Source organism: Burkholderia catarinensis, assembly GCF_001883705.2.
GTDB lineage: Bacteria > Pseudomonadota > Gammaproteobacteria > Burkholderiales > Burkholderiaceae > Burkholderia > Burkholderia catarinensis.
Genome location: NZ_MDEQ02000004.1, coordinates 105,578 through 126,479, shown reverse-complemented (window position 1 = coordinate 126,479; position 20,902 = coordinate 105,578). Strand labels below are relative to the sequence as shown.

Annotated in this window: 17 protein-coding genes and 1 tRNA gene; 8 read left to right on the top strand and 10 right to left on the bottom strand. The window is 66.2% G+C overall.

Annotated elements, in window-relative coordinates:
• Nucleotides 1-84: 84 nt before the first annotated feature.
• The 7 genes from BFF94_RS07770 to cysS form a co-directional block, all read right to left on the bottom strand.
• Nucleotides 85-1,473, bottom strand: coding sequence for a glycosyltransferase family protein (locus BFF94_RS07770; protein ID WP_128842278.1), 1,389 nt, complete (start codon nucleotides 1,471-1,473; stop codon nucleotides 85-87).
• A 199-nt stretch (nucleotides 1,474-1,672) separates the two neighbouring features.
• Nucleotides 1,673-1,766 (bottom strand) — tRNA-Ser (locus tag BFF94_RS07765).
• A 110-nt stretch (nucleotides 1,767-1,876) separates the two neighbouring features.
• Nucleotides 1,877-3,130, bottom strand: a complete 1,254-nt coding sequence (locus BFF94_RS07760; RefSeq protein ID WP_011352511.1) for an aspartate kinase — start codon at nucleotides 3,128-3,130, stop codon at nucleotides 1,877-1,879.
• 343 nt (nucleotides 3,131-3,473) lie between these two features.
• On the bottom strand, nucleotides 3,474-4,880 hold the full coding sequence (gene tilS, locus BFF94_RS07755) for a tRNA lysidine(34) synthetase TilS (RefSeq protein WP_219139186.1): 1,407 nt from the start codon (nucleotides 4,878-4,880) through the stop codon (nucleotides 3,474-3,476).
• Nucleotides 4,881-4,926: 46 nt separating this feature from the next.
• Nucleotides 4,927-5,898, bottom strand: a complete 972-nt coding sequence (locus tag BFF94_RS07750; protein WP_128845238.1) for an acetyl-CoA carboxylase carboxyltransferase subunit alpha — start codon at nucleotides 5,896-5,898, stop codon at nucleotides 4,927-4,929.
• 103 nt (nucleotides 5,899-6,001) lie between these two features.
• On the bottom strand, nucleotides 6,002-6,829 hold the full coding sequence (locus BFF94_RS07745) for a DNA-3-methyladenine glycosylase family protein (protein WP_219139185.1): 828 nt from the start codon (nucleotides 6,827-6,829) through the stop codon (nucleotides 6,002-6,004).
• 43 nt (nucleotides 6,830-6,872) lie between these two features.
• Nucleotides 6,873-8,270 (bottom strand): cysteine--tRNA ligase, encoded by a 1,398-nt coding sequence (gene cysS / locus BFF94_RS07740; RefSeq protein ID WP_128845240.1) that lies wholly within the window; start codon nucleotides 8,268-8,270, stop codon nucleotides 6,873-6,875.
• Nucleotides 8,271-8,504: 234 nt separating this feature from the next.
• Between cysS and BFF94_RS07735 the strand changes: the two genes are divergently transcribed.
• The 4 genes from BFF94_RS07735 (at nucleotide 8,505) to BFF94_RS07720 (ending at nucleotide 11,246) form a co-directional block, all read left to right on the top strand.
• The gene (locus BFF94_RS07735) at nucleotides 8,505-9,227 is read left to right on the top strand and encodes a tetratricopeptide repeat protein (RefSeq protein WP_219139184.1); all 723 of its coding nucleotides are present in this window, start codon (nucleotides 8,505-8,507) and stop codon (nucleotides 9,225-9,227) included.
• 39 nt (nucleotides 9,228-9,266) lie between these two features.
• Nucleotides 9,267-9,842, top strand: coding sequence for a peptidylprolyl isomerase (locus tag BFF94_RS07730; protein WP_128845245.1), 576 nt, complete (start codon nucleotides 9,267-9,269; stop codon nucleotides 9,840-9,842).
• An 88-nt stretch (nucleotides 9,843-9,930) separates the two neighbouring features.
• On the top strand, nucleotides 9,931-10,422 hold the full coding sequence (locus tag BFF94_RS07725) for a peptidylprolyl isomerase (RefSeq protein WP_128845247.1): 492 nt from the start codon (nucleotides 9,931-9,933) through the stop codon (nucleotides 10,420-10,422).
• A 23-nt stretch (nucleotides 10,423-10,445) separates the two neighbouring features.
• Nucleotides 10,446-11,246 (top strand): UDP-2,3-diacylglucosamine diphosphatase, encoded by an 801-nt coding sequence (locus tag BFF94_RS07720; protein WP_128845250.1) that lies wholly within the window; start codon nucleotides 10,446-10,448, stop codon nucleotides 11,244-11,246.
• A gap of 48 nt (nucleotides 11,247-11,294) precedes the next feature.
• Here BFF94_RS07720 and cysE read toward each other — a convergent pair whose 3' ends face one another.
• On the bottom strand, nucleotides 11,295-12,068 hold the full coding sequence (cysE, locus tag BFF94_RS07715; RefSeq protein ID WP_048248916.1) for a serine O-acetyltransferase: 774 nt from the start codon (nucleotides 12,066-12,068) through the stop codon (nucleotides 11,295-11,297).
• A 311-nt stretch (nucleotides 12,069-12,379) separates the two neighbouring features.
• Nucleotides 12,380-13,204 carry an RNA methyltransferase gene (locus tag BFF94_RS07710; protein ID WP_128845252.1) on the bottom strand — a complete coding sequence of 275 codons (825 nt, stop codon included), beginning with the start codon at nucleotides 13,202-13,204 and terminating at the stop codon, nucleotides 12,380-12,382.
• Between the two features lie 280 nt (nucleotides 13,205-13,484).
• Here BFF94_RS07710 and BFF94_RS07705 point away from each other — a divergent pair, with 280 nt between their 5' ends.
• From BFF94_RS07705 to BFF94_RS07690, 4 genes are all read left to right on the top strand, one after another.
• Nucleotides 13,485-14,288, top strand: coding sequence for an inositol monophosphatase family protein (locus tag BFF94_RS07705; protein WP_128845254.1), 804 nt, complete (start codon nucleotides 13,485-13,487; stop codon nucleotides 14,286-14,288).
• A 318-nt stretch (nucleotides 14,289-14,606) separates the two neighbouring features.
• Nucleotides 14,607-16,229: an NAD(P)/FAD-dependent oxidoreductase gene (locus BFF94_RS07700; RefSeq protein WP_128845256.1), complete on the top strand. Its 1,623-nt coding sequence runs from the start codon at nucleotides 14,607-14,609 to the stop codon at nucleotides 16,227-16,229.
• Between the two features lie 209 nt (nucleotides 16,230-16,438).
• Nucleotides 16,439-19,096 (top strand): DNA mismatch repair protein MutS, encoded by a 2,658-nt coding sequence (mutS, locus tag BFF94_RS07695; RefSeq protein WP_219139183.1) that lies wholly within the window; start codon nucleotides 16,439-16,441, stop codon nucleotides 19,094-19,096.
• On the top strand, nucleotides 19,077-20,348 hold the full coding sequence (locus BFF94_RS07690; RefSeq protein ID WP_128845258.1) for a hypothetical protein: 1,272 nt from the start codon (nucleotides 19,077-19,079) through the stop codon (nucleotides 20,346-20,348). The genes mutS and BFF94_RS07690 overlap by 20 nt, the downstream gene beginning before the upstream one ends.
• Here BFF94_RS07690 and BFF94_RS07685 read toward each other — a convergent pair.
• Nucleotides 20,328-20,870, bottom strand: coding sequence for an FKBP-type peptidyl-prolyl cis-trans isomerase (locus tag BFF94_RS07685; protein WP_128845260.1), 543 nt, complete (start codon nucleotides 20,868-20,870; stop codon nucleotides 20,328-20,330). The genes BFF94_RS07690 and BFF94_RS07685 overlap by 21 nt on opposite strands.
• Nucleotides 20,871-20,902 lie beyond the last annotated feature (32 nt).

Genomic DNA, 20,902 nt, shown 5'->3' with positions numbered 1-20,902 from the left:
GATGCGGCTTTGATGTGGCCGGAGCGAATGGCCGCCCCGCCGTTCGGCTTCGCGGCGGGTACGGCACGTTTCACGTCCGTGCCGCTAACGCAGGTGACTCAGACGGTCCCATATGCGCATCGTCACCGCGCGGTAGTGGTTGTGTTGCGCGGGAAAATGGACAAAGCGGCTGTCGCGCGTGGCATAGACCGGCGACGACGCGAGCGTCATCGCATCGACGATATGGCGCGCATCGATCATGCCGGACTGGAGCAGTTCCACATAGATCGCCTGCTGGTCGCCGCCGCTCGCGTAGACCGACGAACGATCGCCGAAACTCTCGATGCGCGCGCAGATGCGCTCGACCAGTTCGCGCATCGGCGCCACGTTGCGCACGCCGATCATGCACGAGTTGATCGCCCACGCCGTGTGATCGGTACCGATCACGAAGTCGCGGCCGTCGATCGTGCTGTCGACAGGCTGACTCTGATCGATCGCCAGGATGTCCGCATCGACCCAGAACACGAATGCGTGATGCGGCAGATGTTCGCGAATCAGATGGAGCTTTGCCCAGTTCGCATCGATGCCGTCCGGCAGAAATGCGGGCGGTTCGCGATACGTGTGGTACGCATAGCCATGCCGCGTGCAGTAGCGAACGAAGTTCTCCTCGTGCAGATCGCCATAGCCCGCGATATGCGACGTATGCAGGCTCACGAACGCAATACGCGCTTGCGGATTCACATGCCGCTCCGCGTCGCGCGTTCGCTGCTGCGCGGCTCGCCAGTCGTTCATTGCGTGCGGGAGATCGCCGCGCTGGAACCGCTCCGCATCGTCGACCAGCGCCAGCACATAGCGGAAATCGTAGTCGGCAGCCGGCGCCCAGACGCCGTCCACCTGCCGCCACTCGGGCGCCTGGTGCGCCACGAGCGGCCGGGCGCCTGCGATCGAATCGATCGCGACCCCGTCGCTCCAGACCGTCTGGGCCGACGCGAAATAGCCGTTCGCGAGCGGCGCGTCGAACGGCAGCGGCGAAAAGTACTCCGCCAGCAGCGTCGCCTCGCACGCGTGTCGCCGCTCCGGAAGGTGCATCGCCCATTTGCCCAGTTCGACCGCCAGCTTGCGCAACCGCTCGCGCACGTCGGGCACGTTGCGGAAGATCATGCCGCTTGCGGCGGGCAGCGCCGACTTCGACGTCTGCGTTGTGACGATCGCATCGTAACCGCGTGCGACATCCTGCAGCGCGTGCGGGTCGAACACGACGGAGAACGGATCGAGCACCAGCAGCAACGCACCCGGCTCCATCGCGACGAGCTGCGCGATGATCGCGTGGTACTTGTGCAGGACCTGCTGGCGCTCGCCATACACGTGCATGCCGTCGACCGCCGCATGCCGGTAACCGTGCAGCCGCGCGTAATGCGCATGGTTATCGACAAGTCCGTCGACAGGTCGATGAGAGAGGACAGTCAGAACGGAATCCGGGCTTGCCAAGAGCATCACCTTGAGTCGAGCCAAACGATACGCGATATGTAGCGCACTATCGTCGCTCAAGTCGAGCACTCATTGCCTGGATTCGCTGCCCCGACCCGGTCCGTCCGCGGATGAGATCAGGCAGCATCGCGTATTTGGCACGCACGGACCGGAAAAAGAAAAAGCCCCGCAAGTCCGAGAACTTGCGGGGCTTTGTCACCGCTTTTGGCGGAGACGGAGGGATTCGAACCCTCGATCCAGGTTTTGGCCCAGATGCTCCCTTAGCAGGGGAGTGCCTTCGACCTCTCGGCCACGTCTCCCAAACCTTCGCTCGCACCAGGGAGGCAGTGCGACGAGAACAAGATCATATAGGGTTTGGAGCCGTTGGTCAATTTCCGCGATGCATTTTCTTCAATGCATCACGAAAAATTCACGATGCCTGGTCGAGTTCGAATGCCTTGTGCAGCGCGCGGACGGCCAGCTCCATGTATTTCTCGTCGATCAGCACCGAAATCTTGATTTCGGACGTCGAGATCATCTGGATGTTGATGCCCTCTTCCGACAGCGTGCGGAACATCTTGCTCGCGACGCCCACGTGCGAACGCATGCCGACGCCGACGACCGACACCTTCGACACCTTCGGGTCGCCCTGCACCTGCTCGGCATTCACATGGCCCTTCACCTGGTTGGTGAGGATGTCCATCGCCTTCTGGTAGTCGCCGCGACCGACCGTGAACGTGAAGTCGGTCTTGCCCTGGACGCTCTGGTTCTGGATGATCATGTCGACGTCGACGTTCGCGTCGGCAACCGGGCCGAGGATCTGATACGCGATGCCCGGCTTGTCGGGCACGCCCATCACAGCAATGCGTGCTTCGTCGCGCTGGAACGCGATGCCGGAAATGACTGCCTTTTCCATGGTCTCGTCTTCTTCAAAAGTAATCAGGGTGCCCGAGCGCATTTCTTCGTCGAGCGCAATCAGCGGATCGGTCAGGCTCGACAGCACGCGCGTCTTCACCTGGAATTTGCCGGCGAACTCGACCGAGCGGATCTGCAGGACCTTCGAGCCGAGGCTGGCCATTTCCAGCATCTCCTCGAACGTCACGCGATCAAGGCGTCGCGCCTCTTCGACGACACGCGGATCGGTCGTATAGACGCCGTCGACGTCCGTATAAATCAGGCACTCTTCGGCACCCAGCGCAGCCGCGACCGCCACCGCCGACGTGTCCGAGCCGCCACGGCCCAGCGTCGTGATGTGACCATCCGGATCGACGCCCTGGAAGCCCGTGATGATCACGACCTTGCCTGCGTTCAGATCGGCCTTCACGCGCTCGTCGTCGATCGAGTGAATGCGCGCTTTCGTGAACGCGCTGTCGGTCTTGATCGGCACTTGCCAGCCCGCATAGCTCACGGCCTCGACGCCGATTTCCTGCAGCGCGATCGACAGCAGGCCGACGCTGACCTGCTCGCCGGTCGACGCGATCATATCGAGCTCACGCGGGCTCGGCTGGCTCGAAATCTCTTTCGCAAGACCGAGCAGACGGTTGGTTTCGCCGGACATCGCCGAAGGCACGACCACCATCTGGTGCCCGGCCTGATGCCATTTTGCGACGCGTTTCGCGACGTTCTTGATGCGCTCGACCGAGCCCATCGAAGTGCCGCCGTATTTGTGTACGATGAGTGCCATTGTCGTTCTGAACTGGAGGAGAAACCGCACGGGCGCGCTGGGCAGGCCGTGTAGCCGTTCGGTCACGCGGCTTGTGGCTGTGGACGGACGACGAGGGGGACGGCTGGGACGCAACGCGCAAGCGTGACGGATTTTGCCCGGAAGGCCGATCAGGCCGCGCAAACCGGGTACGTCACGCGGAAAACCTGCACAAATCGCTCAAAAATCGAGCCGAGCAAACGACTGAGCGTACCCGATAGAAGCCCGCTTGACAAGCCGCCCGCCGTCCCTACAACCGTTCCGGCGCTGTTTACCAAATGGTGAAAATGGGCGCGCCATCGCGCCGCCGGAAGCCTGCCCGCCGTTACGCGATCAGCAGGTCGGGACGCCACTCGATCCGGCGCCACGCGCCATCGCCGGACAAGCCGCCGTCGCGGTTCACGCCAAGGCGCGGCACGTAGATCAGCCGGTCGCCCACGAACAGCAGCGGCACGTCACGCTGCCATGCCGGCACACCGCGCTCCTGGAACAGATTCTTCAGCGTGCGGCCCGGGCCGCCCGGCGACGTGCGCATCCGCTCGCCACCCGCGCGGGCGCGCGCCGCGAGCCGTGCACCGCGCAGCAGCGCCTCCGGCACCGCGCCGGCGCTTCCCGCGTCGGCCAGCGCAAACACGAACGTGCCGCGCCATCCCGGCAGGTGCCAGACGTCCTGCCCGTCCCACCCGAGCGTCGATTCCGGGTGCGGCGTCCCCGTACCGTCGTCGGCCGGTTCGCTGCTGTCGCCTGCTTCCCAGTAGATGACGTCGCGATAGAGCCGCAGGCACTGCCCCGCATGATCGACACGCAGCGCATGCGCGTCGTGCGCGGCACGCAACTGCCGCATCATGTTGGCGAGCCGGGCGGCCGACGCGCCCGGCAAGCCGAGCCGGCGCATCCAGAAACGCAGCAGGTTCGCGCCGCGCGTGTCGTCGAACGCGACCAGCGACTCGCGCGACAGCGCATGTCCGTCATCGCGCGCGGCGACTGCGAAGTCCAGTTCGGCCAGATCGTCGAGCAGCCGCTGCGCAGCGGCCGCATGCTGGGCCGCGCGGCCGAGCGCGTCGCGAAAGCCCGGGAAATGCACGGCCAGCGCCGGCAGCACGTCGATGCGCAGCGCATTGCGCGCATAGCGCGTGTCGACGTTCGATTCGTCGTCGATCCATGCGAGCGCGTGCTGCGTCGCATAGCGCTCAAGTTGCGCGCGCAACAGTCGCAGCAACGGACGCACACGCTCGACGCTCACGCCCTCGGGACGGTAGCGCGGCGCCATCGCGGCCAGTCCCGCGATCCCGGCGCCGCGCAACAACTGCAGCAGCACGGTCTCGGCCTGGTCGTCCGCATGCTGCGCGAGCCACAGCGCAGCCGCGCCGTGGCGTTCGCACATCGCGTCGAGCGCCGCGTAGCGACGCTCGCGCGCAGTTGCCTCGATACCGAGGCCGCTGTCGCGCGGCACGTCGACACGCATCGATTCGAATTCGACGCCGAGCGCGGCTGCACTCGCTTCGGCATGCGCGACCCACGCGTCGGCGTTCGCACTCAGGCCGTGATGCACGTGCAGCGCGACACAGCGTGACGCGCCCGCGACGCGCACGGCCGCGTCGAGCAGCACCGTCGAATCGAGGCCACCGCTGTAAGCGATCGCGATGCGCGCATCGGACGGCATGCCGGAAAGCGCAACGCCGACCGCGTCGAGTACGACGCGGTCGGCGGAAAATTCAGTCGGCGGGATCACGAGATGGACGCGCGCGCAGCGGCGCGCGAATTGAGCATGCGGCCGGTCATGCGCCCGGCGTGGTTTCCTTGAACTTGCCGTAGGCCAGCAGGCGCTCCAAGCGGCGCTCGCGCACCGCGTCGATGCTCATGCCCTGGAACTGGCGCAGCGAATCGGCAAGCGCGCGGCGCAGCAACGCAGCCATGCCCTTCGGATCGCGATGCGCGCCGCCGAGCGGCTCGTTGATGATCTTGTCGATCAGGCCGAGCGCCTTCAGGCGATGCGCGGTCAGGCCCAGCGCTTCCGCCGCTTCAGGCGCCTTCGCGGCGCTCTTCCACAGGATCGACGCGCAGCCTTCCGGCGAGATCACCGAGTAGGTCGAGAACTGCAGCATCATCACGGTGTCGGCCACGGCGATCGCGAGCGCGCCGCCCGAACCGCCCTCGCCGATCACCGTCGTGATGATCGGCGTCTTCAGCTCGGCCATCACGTACAGGTTGCGGCCGATCGCCTCCGACTGGCCGCGCTCTTCCGCGCCGATGCCCGGGTACGCGCCCGGCGTGTCGACGAACGTGAAGATCGGCAGCCCGAACTTCTCGGCGAGACGCATCAGGCGTTCGGCCTTGCGATAGCCTTCCGGACGCGGCATCCCGAAGTTGCGCGCCGCGCGCTCCTTCGTGTCGCGGCCCTTCTGATGGCCGATCACCATGCACGGATGGCCGCCGAAGCGCGCGAGACCGCCAACGATCGACAGATCGTCAGCGAATGCGCGGTCGCCGTGCAGCTCGTGAAAATCGGTAAACAGTTCCGCAACGTAATCGAGCGTATACGGGCGCTGCGGATGCCGCGCGATCTGCGAAACCTGCCACGGCGACAGGTTCGCGTAGAGGTCTTTCGTCAGTTGCTGGCTTTTCTTCGACAGCCGCTCGATTTCTTCCGAAATATCGACAGCCGAGTCGTCCTGCACGAATCGCAGCTCTTCGATCTTGGCTTCAAGTTCGGCAATCGGCTGTTCGAAATCCAGAAACGTGGTCTTCATGTGTTCGAATCCTTGGGTCTTGCGGCAGCGCGTATTCTACCCGCGCCGGCGACGCTCAAAACCGGCTCTCAACTATTGATATTTAAAACCCGATAGTCGCCACTCAGGCGTCGGCGTCGGGCGCATCGAGGCTGCGCCACATGTACCAGGTCGCGACGGTGCGCCACGGTTCCCAGTTGGCCGCGACTTCGCGCGCTTCGCTGCGCGTGACGGGTTCCCCGCTGAAGTAATTGACGCTGATCGCGCGGATCAGGCCCGGGTCGTCGAGCGGCAGCACGTCCGGCCGCGACAGGTTGAAGATCAGGAACATCTCGGCCGTCCAGCGGCTGATGCCGCGGATCTGCGTGAGTTCCGCGATCACGTCCTCGTCGTCCATCGACGTCCATTTGTCGACGTGCAGCGCGCCCGACACGAAATGCTGCGCGAGATCGAGGATGTATTCCGTCTTGCGCTTCGACAGCCCGCACGCGATCAGCTTGTCCGCACCGAGCCGGATCACCGGCTGCGGCGCGAGTTTCGGACAGGCGTCCTCGATACGCGCCCACAGCGACTGCGCGGACGGCACCGAAATCTGCTGACCGACGACCGAACGCGCGAGCGTGACGAACGGGTCGCCGCGCTTCACCAGATGCGCGGGACCGAACTTCGGAATCAGTTTCTTCAGGATCCGGTCGCGCTTGACGAGGTCCGCACACGCCTTGTCCCAGTATGCGGGACGCACGACGACCTCCTCGCCGTCCGCTTCGGACACATGCGTCTTGCGGGCCGCGTCGGCGGCCGGCAGCGCGGCCGCCGGCTGCGCATGACCGTTGAGCGCGCCGTTCGGCACGGCGCGCGTCGCGTCCGCCTTCGCCGCCGGCACGCGCTTCGCTGCCGGACGCGCGGCGACCAGGGTCGCGCGCCTGACCGGCGCTTTTCTAGCCGTTGCCATCTTGCCTCCTACCTGACGGATCGGTCAGTGGAACGCACCGCGCTCATACGCGACGCCATTCGGTCGATCCGCCCGGTTTGTCTTCAAGTGCGATGCCGGTCTCGAGCAGTTCCGCCCGGATCCGGTCCGCTTCGGCATAGTCCTTCGCTTGCTTCGCCGCGACACGCGCGGCGATCTTCGCTTCGATCTCGTCGGCAGCGAGCCCGCCCGCCTGCGCGGCGCCGGACGCCTGCTGCAGGAACGTGCGCGGTTCGCGGCCCAGCAGGCCAAGCAGGCCCGCCAGTTGCTTCAGTTGCCGCGCGAGCGACGCGTCGCGCGTGCGATTCACCTCGCCCGCCAGCTCGAACAGCGTCGCCACCGCGACCGGCGTATTGAAGTCGTCGCTCATCGCGGCCGCGAATCGCTGCGCGTGCGGCTCGTTCCAGTCGAGCGCGAGCGTGTCGACCTCGACATCCTTCAGCGCCGTATACAGACGCGTGAGCGACGCGCGCGCATCGTCGAGATGCACGTCGCTGTAGTGGAGCGGCGAACGGTAGTGCGTGCGCACGATGAAGAAGCGCATGACTTCCGCGTCGTACCGCTCGAGCACTTCGCGGATCGTGAAGAAGTTGCCGAGCGATTTCGACATCTTCTCGTTGTCGACCTGCACGAAGCCGTTGTGCATCCAGTAGTTGACGAACGTCTGGCCGGTCGCGCCTTCGCTCTGCGCGATCTCGTTCTCGTGGTGCGGGAATTGCAGATCCTGCCCGCCGCCGTGAATGTCGAAATGATCGCCGAGCAGCGTGCAGCCCATCGCCGAGCACTCGATGTGCCAGCCCGGGCGGCCCATCCCGTACTTCGACGCCCACGACGCGCCTTCCGGATCTTCCGGCTTGGCGCGTTTCCACAACACGAAATCGAGCGGATCTTCCTTCGCGTCGTTCGCGGCGACGCGCTCGCCCGCGCGGAGATCGTCGAGCGACTTGCCCGACAGCTTCCCGTAGTTCGCGAACTTGCGCACCGAGTAATTGACGTCGCCGTCGGTCGCCTGGTACGCGTAGCCGTTCGTCTCGAGCGTCTCGATCATGCCGAGCATCTGCGGAATGAATTGCGTCGCGCGCGGCTCGAGGTCGGGCCGCTGGATGCCGAGCGCGCTTTCATCCTCGTGCATCGCGCCGATGAACCGGTCGGTCAGCGACTTGATCGTCTCGCCGTTCTCGACCGCGCGGCGGATGATCTTGTCGTCGATGTCGGTGATGTTGCGCACATACGTGACCCGGTAGCCGATCGCACGCAACCAGCGCTGGACGAGGTCGAACACGACCAGCATGCGCGCGTGGCCCACGTGACAATAGTCGTAGACGGTGATCCCGCATACGTACATCCGCACTTCGCCGGAATGGCGCGGCACGAAAACTTGCTTGTCACGCGCGAGCGTGTTGTAGATGCGCAGTGATTCCATAGAGATGAACCGTGAGCCGAAGGAAACCGCCCTGGCGAAGCCAGCCCAGCATGCGAAACGGACGGACCATCTGCTGCGGCGCCAGGCCGAGCGTCCTCGATATCACATGGGGCGGTCAGGCTGCAAGCACAGCGGTGACGGCCACGAGAGGCAAAGAAAGACTGTCTGACGCTCGCCGGAACGCGCAGACGTTTTGTTAGAATGGGTCGGAGTATAACATTCCGATTTACGCCTATGAAACCTCATCGCGGCCGCGCGCAGAGCGCTGCGACCCTCGTTGCGACCACCGTCATGGGCGTCGCGCTGACGCTTTTCGCGGCTCCCGCGGCGCTCGCGCAGAAGGCCCCGGCCACCGCCGACGGCACCCCCGAAGTCGACGCGTCCATCGCCGGCAAGCAGTGGAAGCAGGCGCTCGCGCAGCTCGACGCGCGCATCGCGTCGAACCCGCACGACGTGCAGGCGCAGTTCAAGCGCGGCACCGTGCTGGCCCGCCTGAACCGCGACGACGACGCGATCCAGCAATTCGTCGCGATCACGCAGGCGTACCCCGAACTGCCCGAGCCGTACAACAACCTCGCGGCGCTCTACGCGAAGCACGGCCGCTACGACGAAGCGCGCACCGCGCTCGTCACGGCGACGCAATCGAACCCGAGCTACTCGCTCGCGTACGAGAACCTCGGCGATCTCTACCTGCGCCTCGCCGCCGAGTCGTACAAGCGTGCGCAATCGCTCGGCCGCACGAGCGGCGCGACCGCGCAGCGCCTCGCCGACCTGCAGAAGATCGTGTCGCCGCCGAAGGCCGCGCCGAACGCCCGCGCGGTCACGCCGGCCACGCGCGACTACACCGACCGCGCAGCCGCGAACGTGAGCACCACCACGCTGCCGATGTCGCCGACGTTCCAGTTCAACGGTCCGTCGGGCGCACTGGCGGCGCCGTACGTCGCGCCGTCGCGATAAGCGGCGCGGCCCCCTTTCCTTCCCAACCTGAGGATCGCAATGAAACGTCTGTTGCTGGCGCTTGGCGGCGCCGCCCTTCTCGCGACTGCGCCCGCGTTCGCGCAATCGGCTACCGCGCACCCCGTCGTGCAGCTGAAGACCTCCCAGGGCGACATCCGCGTCGAGCTCTATCCGGAGAAGGCGCCGAAGTCCGTCGCCAACTTCCTCGATTACGTGAAGGCCGGCCAGTACAACGGCACGATCTTCCATCGCGTGATCAAGGGCTTCATGATCCAGGGCGGCGGCTACAAGGCCAACTTCGAAGAGAAGCCGACTCGCGCGCCGATCCCGCTGGAGAGCCGCAATGGTCTGAAGAACCTGACGGGCACGATCGCGATGGCGCGCACGAGCGATCCGAACTCGGCCACCGCGCAGTTCTTCATCAACACGGTCGACAATAACGGTCTCGACTACCCGAACCCGGACGGCAACGGCTACGCGGTGTTCGGCAAGGTCGTGTCGGGTCTCGACGTCGTGAAGAAGATCGAAGGCGTGGCGACGACCTCGCGCGGCCCGATGCAGGACGTGCCCGCGCAACCGATCGTGATCGAATCGGCCAGCATCGTCTCGAAGTAAGAACCTGCCGGCACGTCCGGCGCCTCACGCGGCTGCGTCGCACGACCGGCCGCGTGCCATTTAAACCGCCTCACCGAAGGAATTCATCATGGTTGAACTGCATACGAACCACGGCGTGATCAAGCTCGAACTTGACGCCGAAAAGGCACCGAAGTCGGTCGAGAACTTCCTGAACTACGTGAAGAAGGGCCACTACGACGGCACCGTGTTCCATCGCGTGATCAACGGTTTCATGATCCAGGGCGGCGGCTTCGAGCCGGGCCTGAAGCAGAAGCCGACCGACGCGCCGATCGACAACGAGGCGAACAACGGCCTGAAGAACGACAACTACACGGTCGCAATGGCGCGCACGAACGATCCGCACTCGGCGACCGCCCAGTTCTTCATCAACGTGAACGACAACGACTTCCTGAACCACTCGTCGCCGACGCCGCAGGGCTGGGGCTACGCGGTGTTCGGCAAGGTCGTCGAAGGCCAGGACGTGGTCGACAAGATCAAGGGCGTCAAGACGGGCAACGCTGGTTTCCACCAGGACGTGCCGGCCGACGACGTCGTGATCGAGAAGGCCGTCGTGGTCTGACGCACAGTTACGGAGGCACTTCGATGTTGCAGGAGAGTCCGCCGCGAAGCGTCTCCGCGGGCGTGCCGGGCGAGCGCGAATACGCGCAAGCCGCACGCCCGTTCCTGATTCTCTCCGATCTGCACCTGAGCGCAGCGATTCCGAAGACGGTCGCCGCGTTCGAGCATTTCGTGAAATACACCGCCGACAGCGCCGACTCGGTGTTCATCCTCGGCGACCTGTTCGAATACTGGATCGGCGACGACATACTCGACGACGATCCGTTCGCGGCACGCATGGCCGCGCTGATGCACACGTTCTCGGAGCGCGGGATCGCACTCTACGTGATGCACGGCAACCGCGACTTCCTGCTCGGCCGGCGCTTCATGAAGGCAGCCGGCGCGATGCTGCTGCCCGACCCTTCGCTGGTCATGGCATTCGGCCAGCGCATCGTGCTCGCGCACGGCGACGCGCAATGCACGGCCGACCGCGGCTATCAGGTGTTCCGCCGCTTCGCACGCAACCGCGTCGCGCAATGGCTGTTTCTCGTATGGCCGCTCCGCTGGCGCCGCGCGCTCGCACAGCGCATGCGTTCGAACAGCGAAGCGGGCCGGATGCGCCCTGCTTCTGCGATCTACGACGTTACGCGTGAAGGGGTGGCCGCACTGTTCCGGAAAAGCCGCGCGGGCGTGATCATTCACGGCCACACGCACCGCCCCGCGTGCCACGCCGAACCGGGCGGCATACGCTGGGTGCTGCCCGACTGGGATCTCGACCACGGTACGCCGCACGGCGGCTACCTGCGCGTCGACGCGGAAGGCATCCACGCGATGCCGCTCGACTGACGCCGCCGCTGCCGTCACACCGCCCGGCAGCCGTCGGCGCATATCGCCTTACGCCTGGCGTTCGACCGCCTTTCCTTCCAGCACCGCCGACAGCCTGCGCAGGTCGAGGCGCGCCGCATCGGCACCCTGCAGCGTTTCAAGATGCGTGCCGAGCCGCTCGAGCGCCGCGACGATCTCGTCGACGCGGCGGCTTTCCTTCGCCGCGTGATCGATCAGGCCATGAATCGCGAGCGACATCGGATCGTCGGCATTCGGCGTGATCCCGTATGCGCAGAACGCTGCGCGTTCGGGCTGCGGCTTCGGCTGCGCCGGCATCACGATGCGCGCCGGATTGCCGACCGCCGTACCGCCCGCCGGCACCGGCTTGACGACGACCGCGTTCGAACCGATCTTCGCGCCCGCGCCGACCGTGAAACCGCCGAGCACTTTCGCGCCCGCGCCGACGATCACACCGGCCTCGAGCGTCGGGTGGCGCTTCGCGCCGCGCGTGAGCGACGTGCCGCCCAGCGTCACGCCCTGATAGATCGTGCAGTCGTCGCCGATGATCGCCGTCTCGCCGATCACGACACCCATGCCGTGATCGATGAACACGCGCCGGCCGATCGTCGCGCCGGGGTGAATTTCGATACCCGTCAGGAACCGTCCGGCCTGCGACGCGAACCGCGCGAGCCAGTAGCGCTTCGCACGCCAGCATGCGTGCGCGAAACGGTGCAGCACGAGCGCATGCAGCCCCGGATAACAGGTCAGTACTTCCCAGGCACTGCGAGCGGCGGGATCCCGCTCGCGAATCGTTGCAACGTCTTCGCGCAGTCTCGTGAACATGATCTGATCGGGGAAAAGGCCGGCGCGCACCGCCGGCAATGACCGGCCGTTATCGCGCCGGGTAATTTGCTTATGACGTCCGGCGATTGTAGGGCCAGTCGCGCACCGCCGCACGAGGTCGGGCGTTCACCCCGCCGCCGGCGCGGGTATTCGGGCGGAATGCTCGCTGCTGCGGTGTTCCCGGAATGTTCGGCCAGGCGGAACGAACGGCGCCACGGCGGCTGGCGGCTGGCGGCTGGCGGCTGGCGGCTGGCGGCTGAGGCTGAGGCTGAGGCTGCGCCTGAGCGCCCGGTTGCCGGTGCGCCGGCCGCTTACGCGTCGCCGTCCGGTTTGCCCGTTTTCAGCAGGATGTGCTTCGCGACGCCGCGCAGGATATTGACATCTTCGCGCTCGAGGCCCGTACGCGCGAACAGGCGCCGCAGCCGCGGCATCAGTTTCTTCGGATTGCGCGGGTCGAGGAAATCGAGCGCGATCAGCGCGTTCTCGAGGTGCACGTACATCCGCTCGATCTCGTCGCTCTGCGCGAGCGTGCCGGCCTCGGCCGCCGGTTGCGGCGACAGCTCGCTCGCCTGCTCGAGAAACGCGACGCGCAGCTCGTACGCGAGCACCTGCACGGCCTGTGCGAGGTTCAGCGAGCTGTAGGCCGGGTTCGCCGGGATATGTGCAAGCGCGCTGCACTGTTCGACATGCTCGTTCGCGAGGCCTGTACGCTCGTTGCCGAACACGAGCGCGATATCGCCCGTGCCGACCTGCGCGCACGCCTGCGTGGCGGCAGCACGCGGCGCCAGGCGCGGCGGCCCGTATTCGCGGGTGCGTGCAGTCAGCGCGATCGACCAGTGAACGCCGGACAGCGCTTCACCGAGCGTCGGCACGACATGCGCGGACGCGAGGACATCGTCCGCGCCGCTGGCCATCGCGATCGCCTCGGGGTCGCTCTGCACGTGCGGCACGCGCGGCGCGACCAGCACGAGACGCGAGAAGCCCATCGTCTTCAGCGCGCGGGCGGCCGCCCCGACATTGCCGGGATGGCTCGGCTCGACGAGCACGAAGCGGGTGGACGTAAAGCCGCCGGACGGCGGCCGGGACGAGGCCGCGCCCGGCTCGGACGGCGCGGCGGTGTTCTGCGGAGTTTCCACTACGATACGACTCGGTTCATCAGAATGGCCGTATGGTATCGCCATCGCCGCGGCAAACCCACTCGTCCGGACGGACAGTGGGGGTTTCCCCGCACTCCGGTCGCCTGAAACCGTCAAAAATCGGGTAAAATCATGCCTTTACGCGTCGCGCCTCGTGCGGCGCGGGTCGTACCCCGCTCTTTGTCAATTCGCGTCTCACCTCGCCCGGCACGCTTGCGCCGTTCCAGGCGGTTGTTCCACTTCGTGGCGGCCCGTGCCGCCGGCTACAGGATCCAGGCTCATGCATCCCATGCTCAACATTGCTGTCAAGGCTGCGCGCCGCGCCGGACAGATCATCAATCGCGCGTCCCTCGATCTCGACCTGATCGAGATCCGCAAGAAGCAGCAGAACGACTTCGTTACCGAAGTGGACAAGGCCGCCGAAGACGCGATCATCGAGACGCTGAAGACCGCCTACCCCGACCACGCGATCCTCGCGGAAGAATCGGGCGAATCGGAGAATGAATCCGAATTCAAGTGGATCATCGATCCGCTCGACGGCACGACCAACTTCATCCACGGCTTCCCGTACTACTGCGTATCGATCGCGCTCGAGCACAAGGGCGTCGTCACGCAGGCCGTCGTCTACGACCCGAACAAGAACGACCTGTTCACGGCCACGCGTGGCCGCGGTGCGTACCTGAACGACCGCCGCATCCGCGTCGGCCGCCGCGACCGCCTGTCGGACGCACTGGTCGGCACGGGCTTCCCGTTCCGCGAAAAGGACGGCCTCGACGCGTACGCGCGCCTCTTCACCGAAATGACGCAGGCCTGCACGGGCCTGCGCCGCCCGGGCGCGGCGGCACTCGATCTCGCGAACGTCGCGGCCGGCCGCCTCGATGCGTTCTTCGAACAGGGCATCAATGTGTGGGACATGGCAGCGGGCAGCCTGATGATCACCGAAGCCGGCGGCCTCGTCGGCAACTACACGGGCGACGCCGATTTCCTGCACCGCCATGAGATCGTCGCTGCGAACCCGAAGATCTACGCACAGATGATCCCGATCCTGAACCGCTACAGCCGCATGCATCCGGCGGCGGAGTAAGCCCGGGCCGCGCCCGCATGGCGCGGCTTTCGCGCAAACCGCTCGCGGGTATCGTCATGATGGCGCGCCGTTCGCCTCCCGACCGCTCGGGAGGCGGGAAAATCTTCCGTGCACGAAGGCCGCTTCGTGCGCCTATCCTGAAGTTGCTTGAGTTGTTCGGGCGCGCCGGCGTACTGTCGCTCGTGCCGCTTTTCCCGCAATGACAATGAATGGCTTGCGTCCGGCATGCCCGCGCGGCGGACAACGCCGCCGCCCGCATACCGGCCCCCGCCTGTATCAACACCGCCACGACGCCGTGGCAATCGCATCCGAGTCCCCATGTTACGGCTAAGCGAAATTAAACTCCCCCTCGACCACCCCGAAAGCGCACTCGAAGCCGCGATTCGCGCGCGCCTCGAGGAGCTTGGCGTGGCGGCGGACGAGCTCCTCCGTTACACCGTGTTCCGCCGTGCGCACGATGCACGCAAGCGCTCCGACATCAAGCTGACGTATATCGTCGATGTCGAGGTCAAGGACGAAGCGGCCGCGCTCAAGCGCGTCGCCGGCAAACCGCATTGCGGCGCGACGCCCGACATGGCGTACCACTTTGTCACGAAGGCCCCGGAGCACACCGCTTTCCTGCGCCCGGTCGTCATCGGCATGGGGCCGTGCGGCTTGTTTGCAGGACTTATCCTCGCGCAGATGGGATTCCGCCCGATCATCCTCGAGCGTGGCAAAGCCGTGCGCGAGCGCACCAAGGACACCTTTGGCCTGTGGCGCAAGAGCGTACTCAACCCCGAATCCAACGTGCAGTTCGGCGAAGGCGGGGCCGGGACGTTTTCCGACGGCAAGCTGTACAGCCAGATCAAGGATCCCAACCACTACGGCCGCAAGGTGCTGGACGAATTCGTCAAGGCGGGCGCACCGGAAGACATCCTGTATCTGAGCCGGCCGCACATCGGCACGTTCCGCCTCGTCAGCATGGTGGAAAAAATGCGCGCCTCCATCCATGAACTGGGTGGCGAAGTACGCTTCGAAACCCGGGTTGACGACATCGAAATCGATCAGGGCAAGGTGCGGTCGCTCAAGCTCTCGAACGGCGAAACGCTCCGCTGCGACCACGTGGTGCTGGCCGTGGGCCACAGCGCGCGCGACACCTTCCAGATGCTGCACGATCGCGGCGTATATATCGAAGCCAAGCCGTTTTCGCTGGGTTTTCGCATCGAACATCCGCAGGGGCTGATCGATCGCAGCCGCTTCGGCAAGTTTGCGGGCCACAAGCAACTCGGCGCGGCCGACTACAAGGTGGTCCACCACTGCAGCAACGGACGGGCGGTCTACAGCTTCTGCATGTGCCCGGGCGGCACGGTCGTCGCGGCGACCTCCGAGCCGGGCCGCGTGGTCACCAACGGGATGAGCCAGTATTCCCGCGCCGAGCGCAATGCGAATGCGGGCATCGTCGTCGGCATCACGCCGGAAGACTATCCCGGCGGTCCGCTGGCGGGCATCGCGTTCCAGCGCAAATGGGAAGAACGCGCGTTCGAACTCGGCGGCGGCGATTACCGCGCGCCGGGCCAGCTGGTCGGGGATTTCATCGCAGGCCGGCCGTCGACGTCGCTGGGCTCCGTGGAGCCGTCGTACAAGCCCGGCGTGAATCCGACCGATCTCAGCACCGCGCTCCCCGACTACGTGATCGAAGCCATCCGCGAAGCACTGCCGCAGATCGACAAGAAGATCGCCGGCTTCGCGATGCACGATGCCGTGCTCACCGGCGTGGAGACGCGCACGTCGTCACCGATCCGGGTTCGACGCAGAGACGATTATCAAAGCATGAACGTCGAAGGCCTGTATCCGGCCGGCGAAGGCGCGGGGTATGCGGGTGGCATCTATTCGGCAGCCATCGACGGCATCGAAGTCGCTCAGGCGTTGGCACTCAGCCTGACGTCGGCGCACGCATCCTGATAGGCGGGACAGGATCGGCGCGCGAAGGTCCGTGCGCCGAGTGAAGCCGACTGTCGAATGTCGTCCGGCGAGCGCGATCGACTGAGCGTACAGGGTCGATCGCCGCCGGTCGCGATCTCCGGCAACTGGCCAAACGGCGAACTTCGCGCTTGCACGTCGAAGCCACTGGTAAACTCGGGCAACCCAAGCAACAACTTTCCGCCTGACCTATGACCACGCTGTCGCCCGAGGCCTTCGCCGGCCACACTCCGATGATGCAGCAGTACCTGCGCATCAAGGCCGATCATCCCGACACGCTCGTCTTCTATCGGATGGGCGACTTCTACGAGTTGTTCTTCGAGGATGCGGAAAAGGCCTCACGCCTGCTCGACCTGACCCTCACCCAGCGCGGCGCATCGGCCGGCACGCCGATCAAGATGGCCGGCGTGCCGCATCACGCGGTCGAGCAGTATCTTGCAAAGCTCGTGAAGATGGGCGAATCGGTCGCGCTCTGCGAGCAGATCGGCGATCCGGCCACGTCGAAGGGCCCCGTCGAGCGCAAGGTCGTGCGCGTCGTCACGCCCGGTACGCTGACCGATGCCGCGCTGCTGTCCGACAAGAACGACGTCTACCTGCTCGCGATGTGCACGGGCCACAACAAGCGCGGCGTCGCGGTCAATATCGGCCTCGCGTGGCTGAACCTCGCAAGCGGCGCGCTGCGGCTCGCCGAAATCGAGCCCGAGCAACTCGCTGCCGCGCTCGAGCGCATCCGGCCGGCGGAAATCCTGACGCCGGACGGCGCGACCGACGCCGTGCCGGCAGGCGTGGGGGCTAGCAAGCGCGTGCCGGCATGGCACTTCGACACTGCATCGGGCACGCAGCGCCTGTGCGACCAGCTCGATGTCGCGAGCCTCGACGGCTTCGGTGCGCATTCGCTGACGAGCGCGTGTGGCGCGGCCGGCGCGCTGCTGCTCTATGCCGCGGCCACGCAAGGCCAGCAACTGCGGCACGTGCGCAGCCTGAAGGTCGAGAACGAGACCGAATACATCGGGCTCGATCCGGCCACACGCCGCAACCTCGAACTGACCGAGACGCTGCGCGGCACCGAATCGCCGACGCTATATTCGCTGCTCGACACCTGCTGCACGACGATGGGCAGCCGCCTGCTGCGTCACTGGCTGCATCACCCGCCGCGCGCGTCGGTCGCCGCGCAGTCGCGCCAGCAGGCGATCGGCGCGCTGCTCGATGCGCCGGCGAACGCGAGCCTCGATGCGCTGCGCAGCGCGCTGCGCCAGATCGCCGACGTCGAACGGATCACCGGGCGTCTCGCACTCCTGTCCGCGCGCCCGCGCGACCTGTCGAGCCTGCGCGACACGTTCGCCGCGCTGCCGGCGCTGCGCGAGCGCATCAGCGCGATCGTCGCAAACGCGGATGCGCTCACGCGCGTCGACGCGGCGCTCGCGCCGCCCGCCGAATGCCTCGACCTGCTGACGAGCGCGATTGCACCCGAGCCGGCCGCGATGGTGCGCGACGGCGGCGTGATCGCGCGCGGCTATGACGCCGACCTCGACGAGCTGCGCGACATCTCGGAGAACTGCGGGCAGTTCCTGATCGATCTCGAAGCACGCGAGCGCACGCGTACCGGCATCGCGAACCTGCGCGTCGAATACAACAAGGTGCACGGCTTCTACATCGAGGTCACGCGCGGCCAGACCGACAAGGTGCCCGACGATTACCGCCGGCGCCAGACGCTGAAGAACGCCGAGCGCTACATCACGCCCGAACTGAAGACCTTCGAGGACAAGGCGCTGTCCGCGCAGGAACGCGCGCTGGCGCGCGAGCGCGCGCTGTACGACGCGGTGCTGCAGGCGCTGCTGCCGTTCATCCCCGAGTGCCAGCGCGTCGCATCGGCGCTCGCCGAGCTCGACCTGCTCGCCGCCTTCGCCGAACGCGCCCGCGCGCTCGACTGGGTCGCACCGACCTTCACCGACGAGATCGGCATCGAAATCGAACAGGGCCGCCACCCGGTCGTCGAAGCGCAGGTCGAACAGTTCATCGCGAACGACTGCCGGTTCGGCACCGAGCGCAAGCTGCTGCTGATCACCGGCCCGAACATGGGCGGTAAGTCGACGTTCATGCGGCAGACTGCACTGATCGCACTGATGGCTTACGTGGGCAGCTACGTGCCGGCCAAGTCGGCATGCTTCGGTCCGATCGACCGAATTTTCACGCGCATTGGCGCGGCCGACGATCTCGCGGGCGGCCGCTCGACGTTCATGGTCGAGATGACCGAGGCCGCGGCGATCCTCAACGACGCGACGCCGCAAAGCCTCGTGCTGATGGACGAGATCGGTCGCGGCACGTCGACGTTCGACGGCCTCGCGCTCGCGTGGGCCATCGCGCGCCACCTGCTGGCGCACAACGCGTGCTACACGCTGTTCGCGACGCACTACTTCGAGCTGACGCAACTGCCGGCCGAATTCCCGCAAGCGGCCAACGTCCACCTGTCGGCCGTCGAGCACGGCCACGGCATCGTGTTCCTGCACGCGGTCAACGAAGGCCCGGCAAACCAGAGCTACGGCCTGCAGGTCGCGCAGCTCGCGGGCGTTCCGGCACCCGTGATCCGCGCCGCGCGCAAGCACCTCGCCTATCTCGAACAGCAGTCGGCGACGCAGCACACGCCGCAACTCGACCTGTTCAGCGCGCAGCCGGTGGCCATCGACGATCTCGAATGCGCGGATGCGCCGGCGCTACCCGACACGCCGCATCCGGCGCTCGAAAAACTGCGCGACATCGATCCCGACGATCTCAAGCCGCGCGAGGCGCTCGACCTGCTGTACGAACTGCGCACGCTGGTCCGGTCGCACGATGCCGACAGGCACGCGTAAGCCCATCCTGCACGGCCTGCCGGCCCGCGCAGCCGCCGCGTTCGCCGCGGCGGTGCTCGCGCTCGCGCAGGCCGACGCGCTGGCCGCGCCGCCGAAGCGCACCGCTGCACCCTACTCGTTCGCGGTCGTATCGGGCGTCATCAACGTACCGGCGGACGAACCGGCCGCACAGCGGCTGCTCGATGCGATCGCGCGCGAGCGCAACCTCGCTTTCGTGGTCTATGCGGGGGATCTCAAAGGCTCGAAGGAGGCGTGCCGCGATGCACTGTATTCGCAGCGCGGCGCGATCCTGGATTCGGCACGCGTGCCACTCGTGTTCATTCCCGGCCACGACGACTGGATAACGTGCAATACCGCGGCCGGCGGCGGCTACGATCCGGTCGAGCGACTCGACTTCCTGCGGCAGACGATGCTCGCCGATTCGGCGCTGCCCGACCCCGGCGCGCTGCAGATCACGCGGGAGAGCGAAGTCGCACGGTTCCGGCCGTATCGCGAGAACGCACGCTGGATGCGCGATGACATCGTCTACGTCGCGCTCAACGCGCCGGCGCCGAACAACCACTACCTGACGGCCGGCGGCCGCAACGGCGAGTTCGAGGACCGCATCATCGCGAATGGTTTCTGGATCGACCACGCGGCCGAATATGCGAAGCGACGCGAGGCACGCGCGATGGTGGTGATTTTTGAAGGCGATCCGCAATTCGAACGCTATGAACGCTCGGAACGGTTCGCATGGCTGCGCTTCAACCGACCGCGCGTGCGCGACGGCTTCCGTGAGCTGAAACGAACGCTGGTGAAGGCGGCGGCGACGTTCCGCAGCCCGATACTGGTGATGCACGCGAGCAGCGAACCGCTGGCGAACGGCTTTCTGATCGATCGTCCGCTACGCACCGACAACGGTGAGCTGGTAGGCAACGTGACGCGCGTCGCGATCGGACCGCGCCATCCGGCGAATCAGTGGGTAAAGGTGAGCGTGTCGCCGGCACGGCAGACGATCTTCAACGTGAGCCTGCAGGAGGTGCCGAAGAACCTGCCTGTCCCGCCCGCGCTGCCGCTCGTGCCGCACGACGATGTCCCGCTGCCGCAGATGCCGGAAATCCCCGCGTTGCCCGCGCTGCCCGACTCGTCGTCGGTCGCGCCACCGCTGCAGGGCGACGGAGCCGCACCCGGCGGCCCGTCATGGCCTGCGCCGCCCCCTGCGTCGGGGCCGGCGCCCGGCCTGCCTGCAAGCTCAGTGCAGGGTGCGCCCTGACGGTGCTTCGCCGTCTTCGTCCTCGTCCTCGTCGACGATCTCGAGCCCTTCCGCGCCATGCGCGTGCTCATGCTCGACTTCGTCTTCGGTCGCTTCGCGAACGTCCTTCACGGTAAGCGCGAAACGCAGCGCCATGCCCGCCAGCGGGTGATTGCCGTCGAGCACGACCTTGTCGTCGGCGACGTCGGTGACCGTATAGATCAGCGAATCGACTTCCTCGTCACCGTCTTCCGGCGTGCCTTCGAACTGCATGCCCACTTCGATCGGCTCGGGAAAACGATCGCGCGACTCGATCTTCACGAGTTCGGGATCGTAGTCGCCGAACGCGTCCTGCGGCTCCAGCTGAACCTGTGCCTGATAACCCGGCTCCTGGCCGTCGAGCTGTTCCTCGATCTTGGGGAACGTGCCATCATAGCCGCCGTGCAGATAGACCATCGGCTCGTCGCTTTCCTCGATCAGATTGCCCTGTGCATCCGACAGCTTGTAAGTGACCGACACGACGGTGTTTTTTGCGATTTTCATCCAATTCTCCCAAATACAAGTCTCATTATACG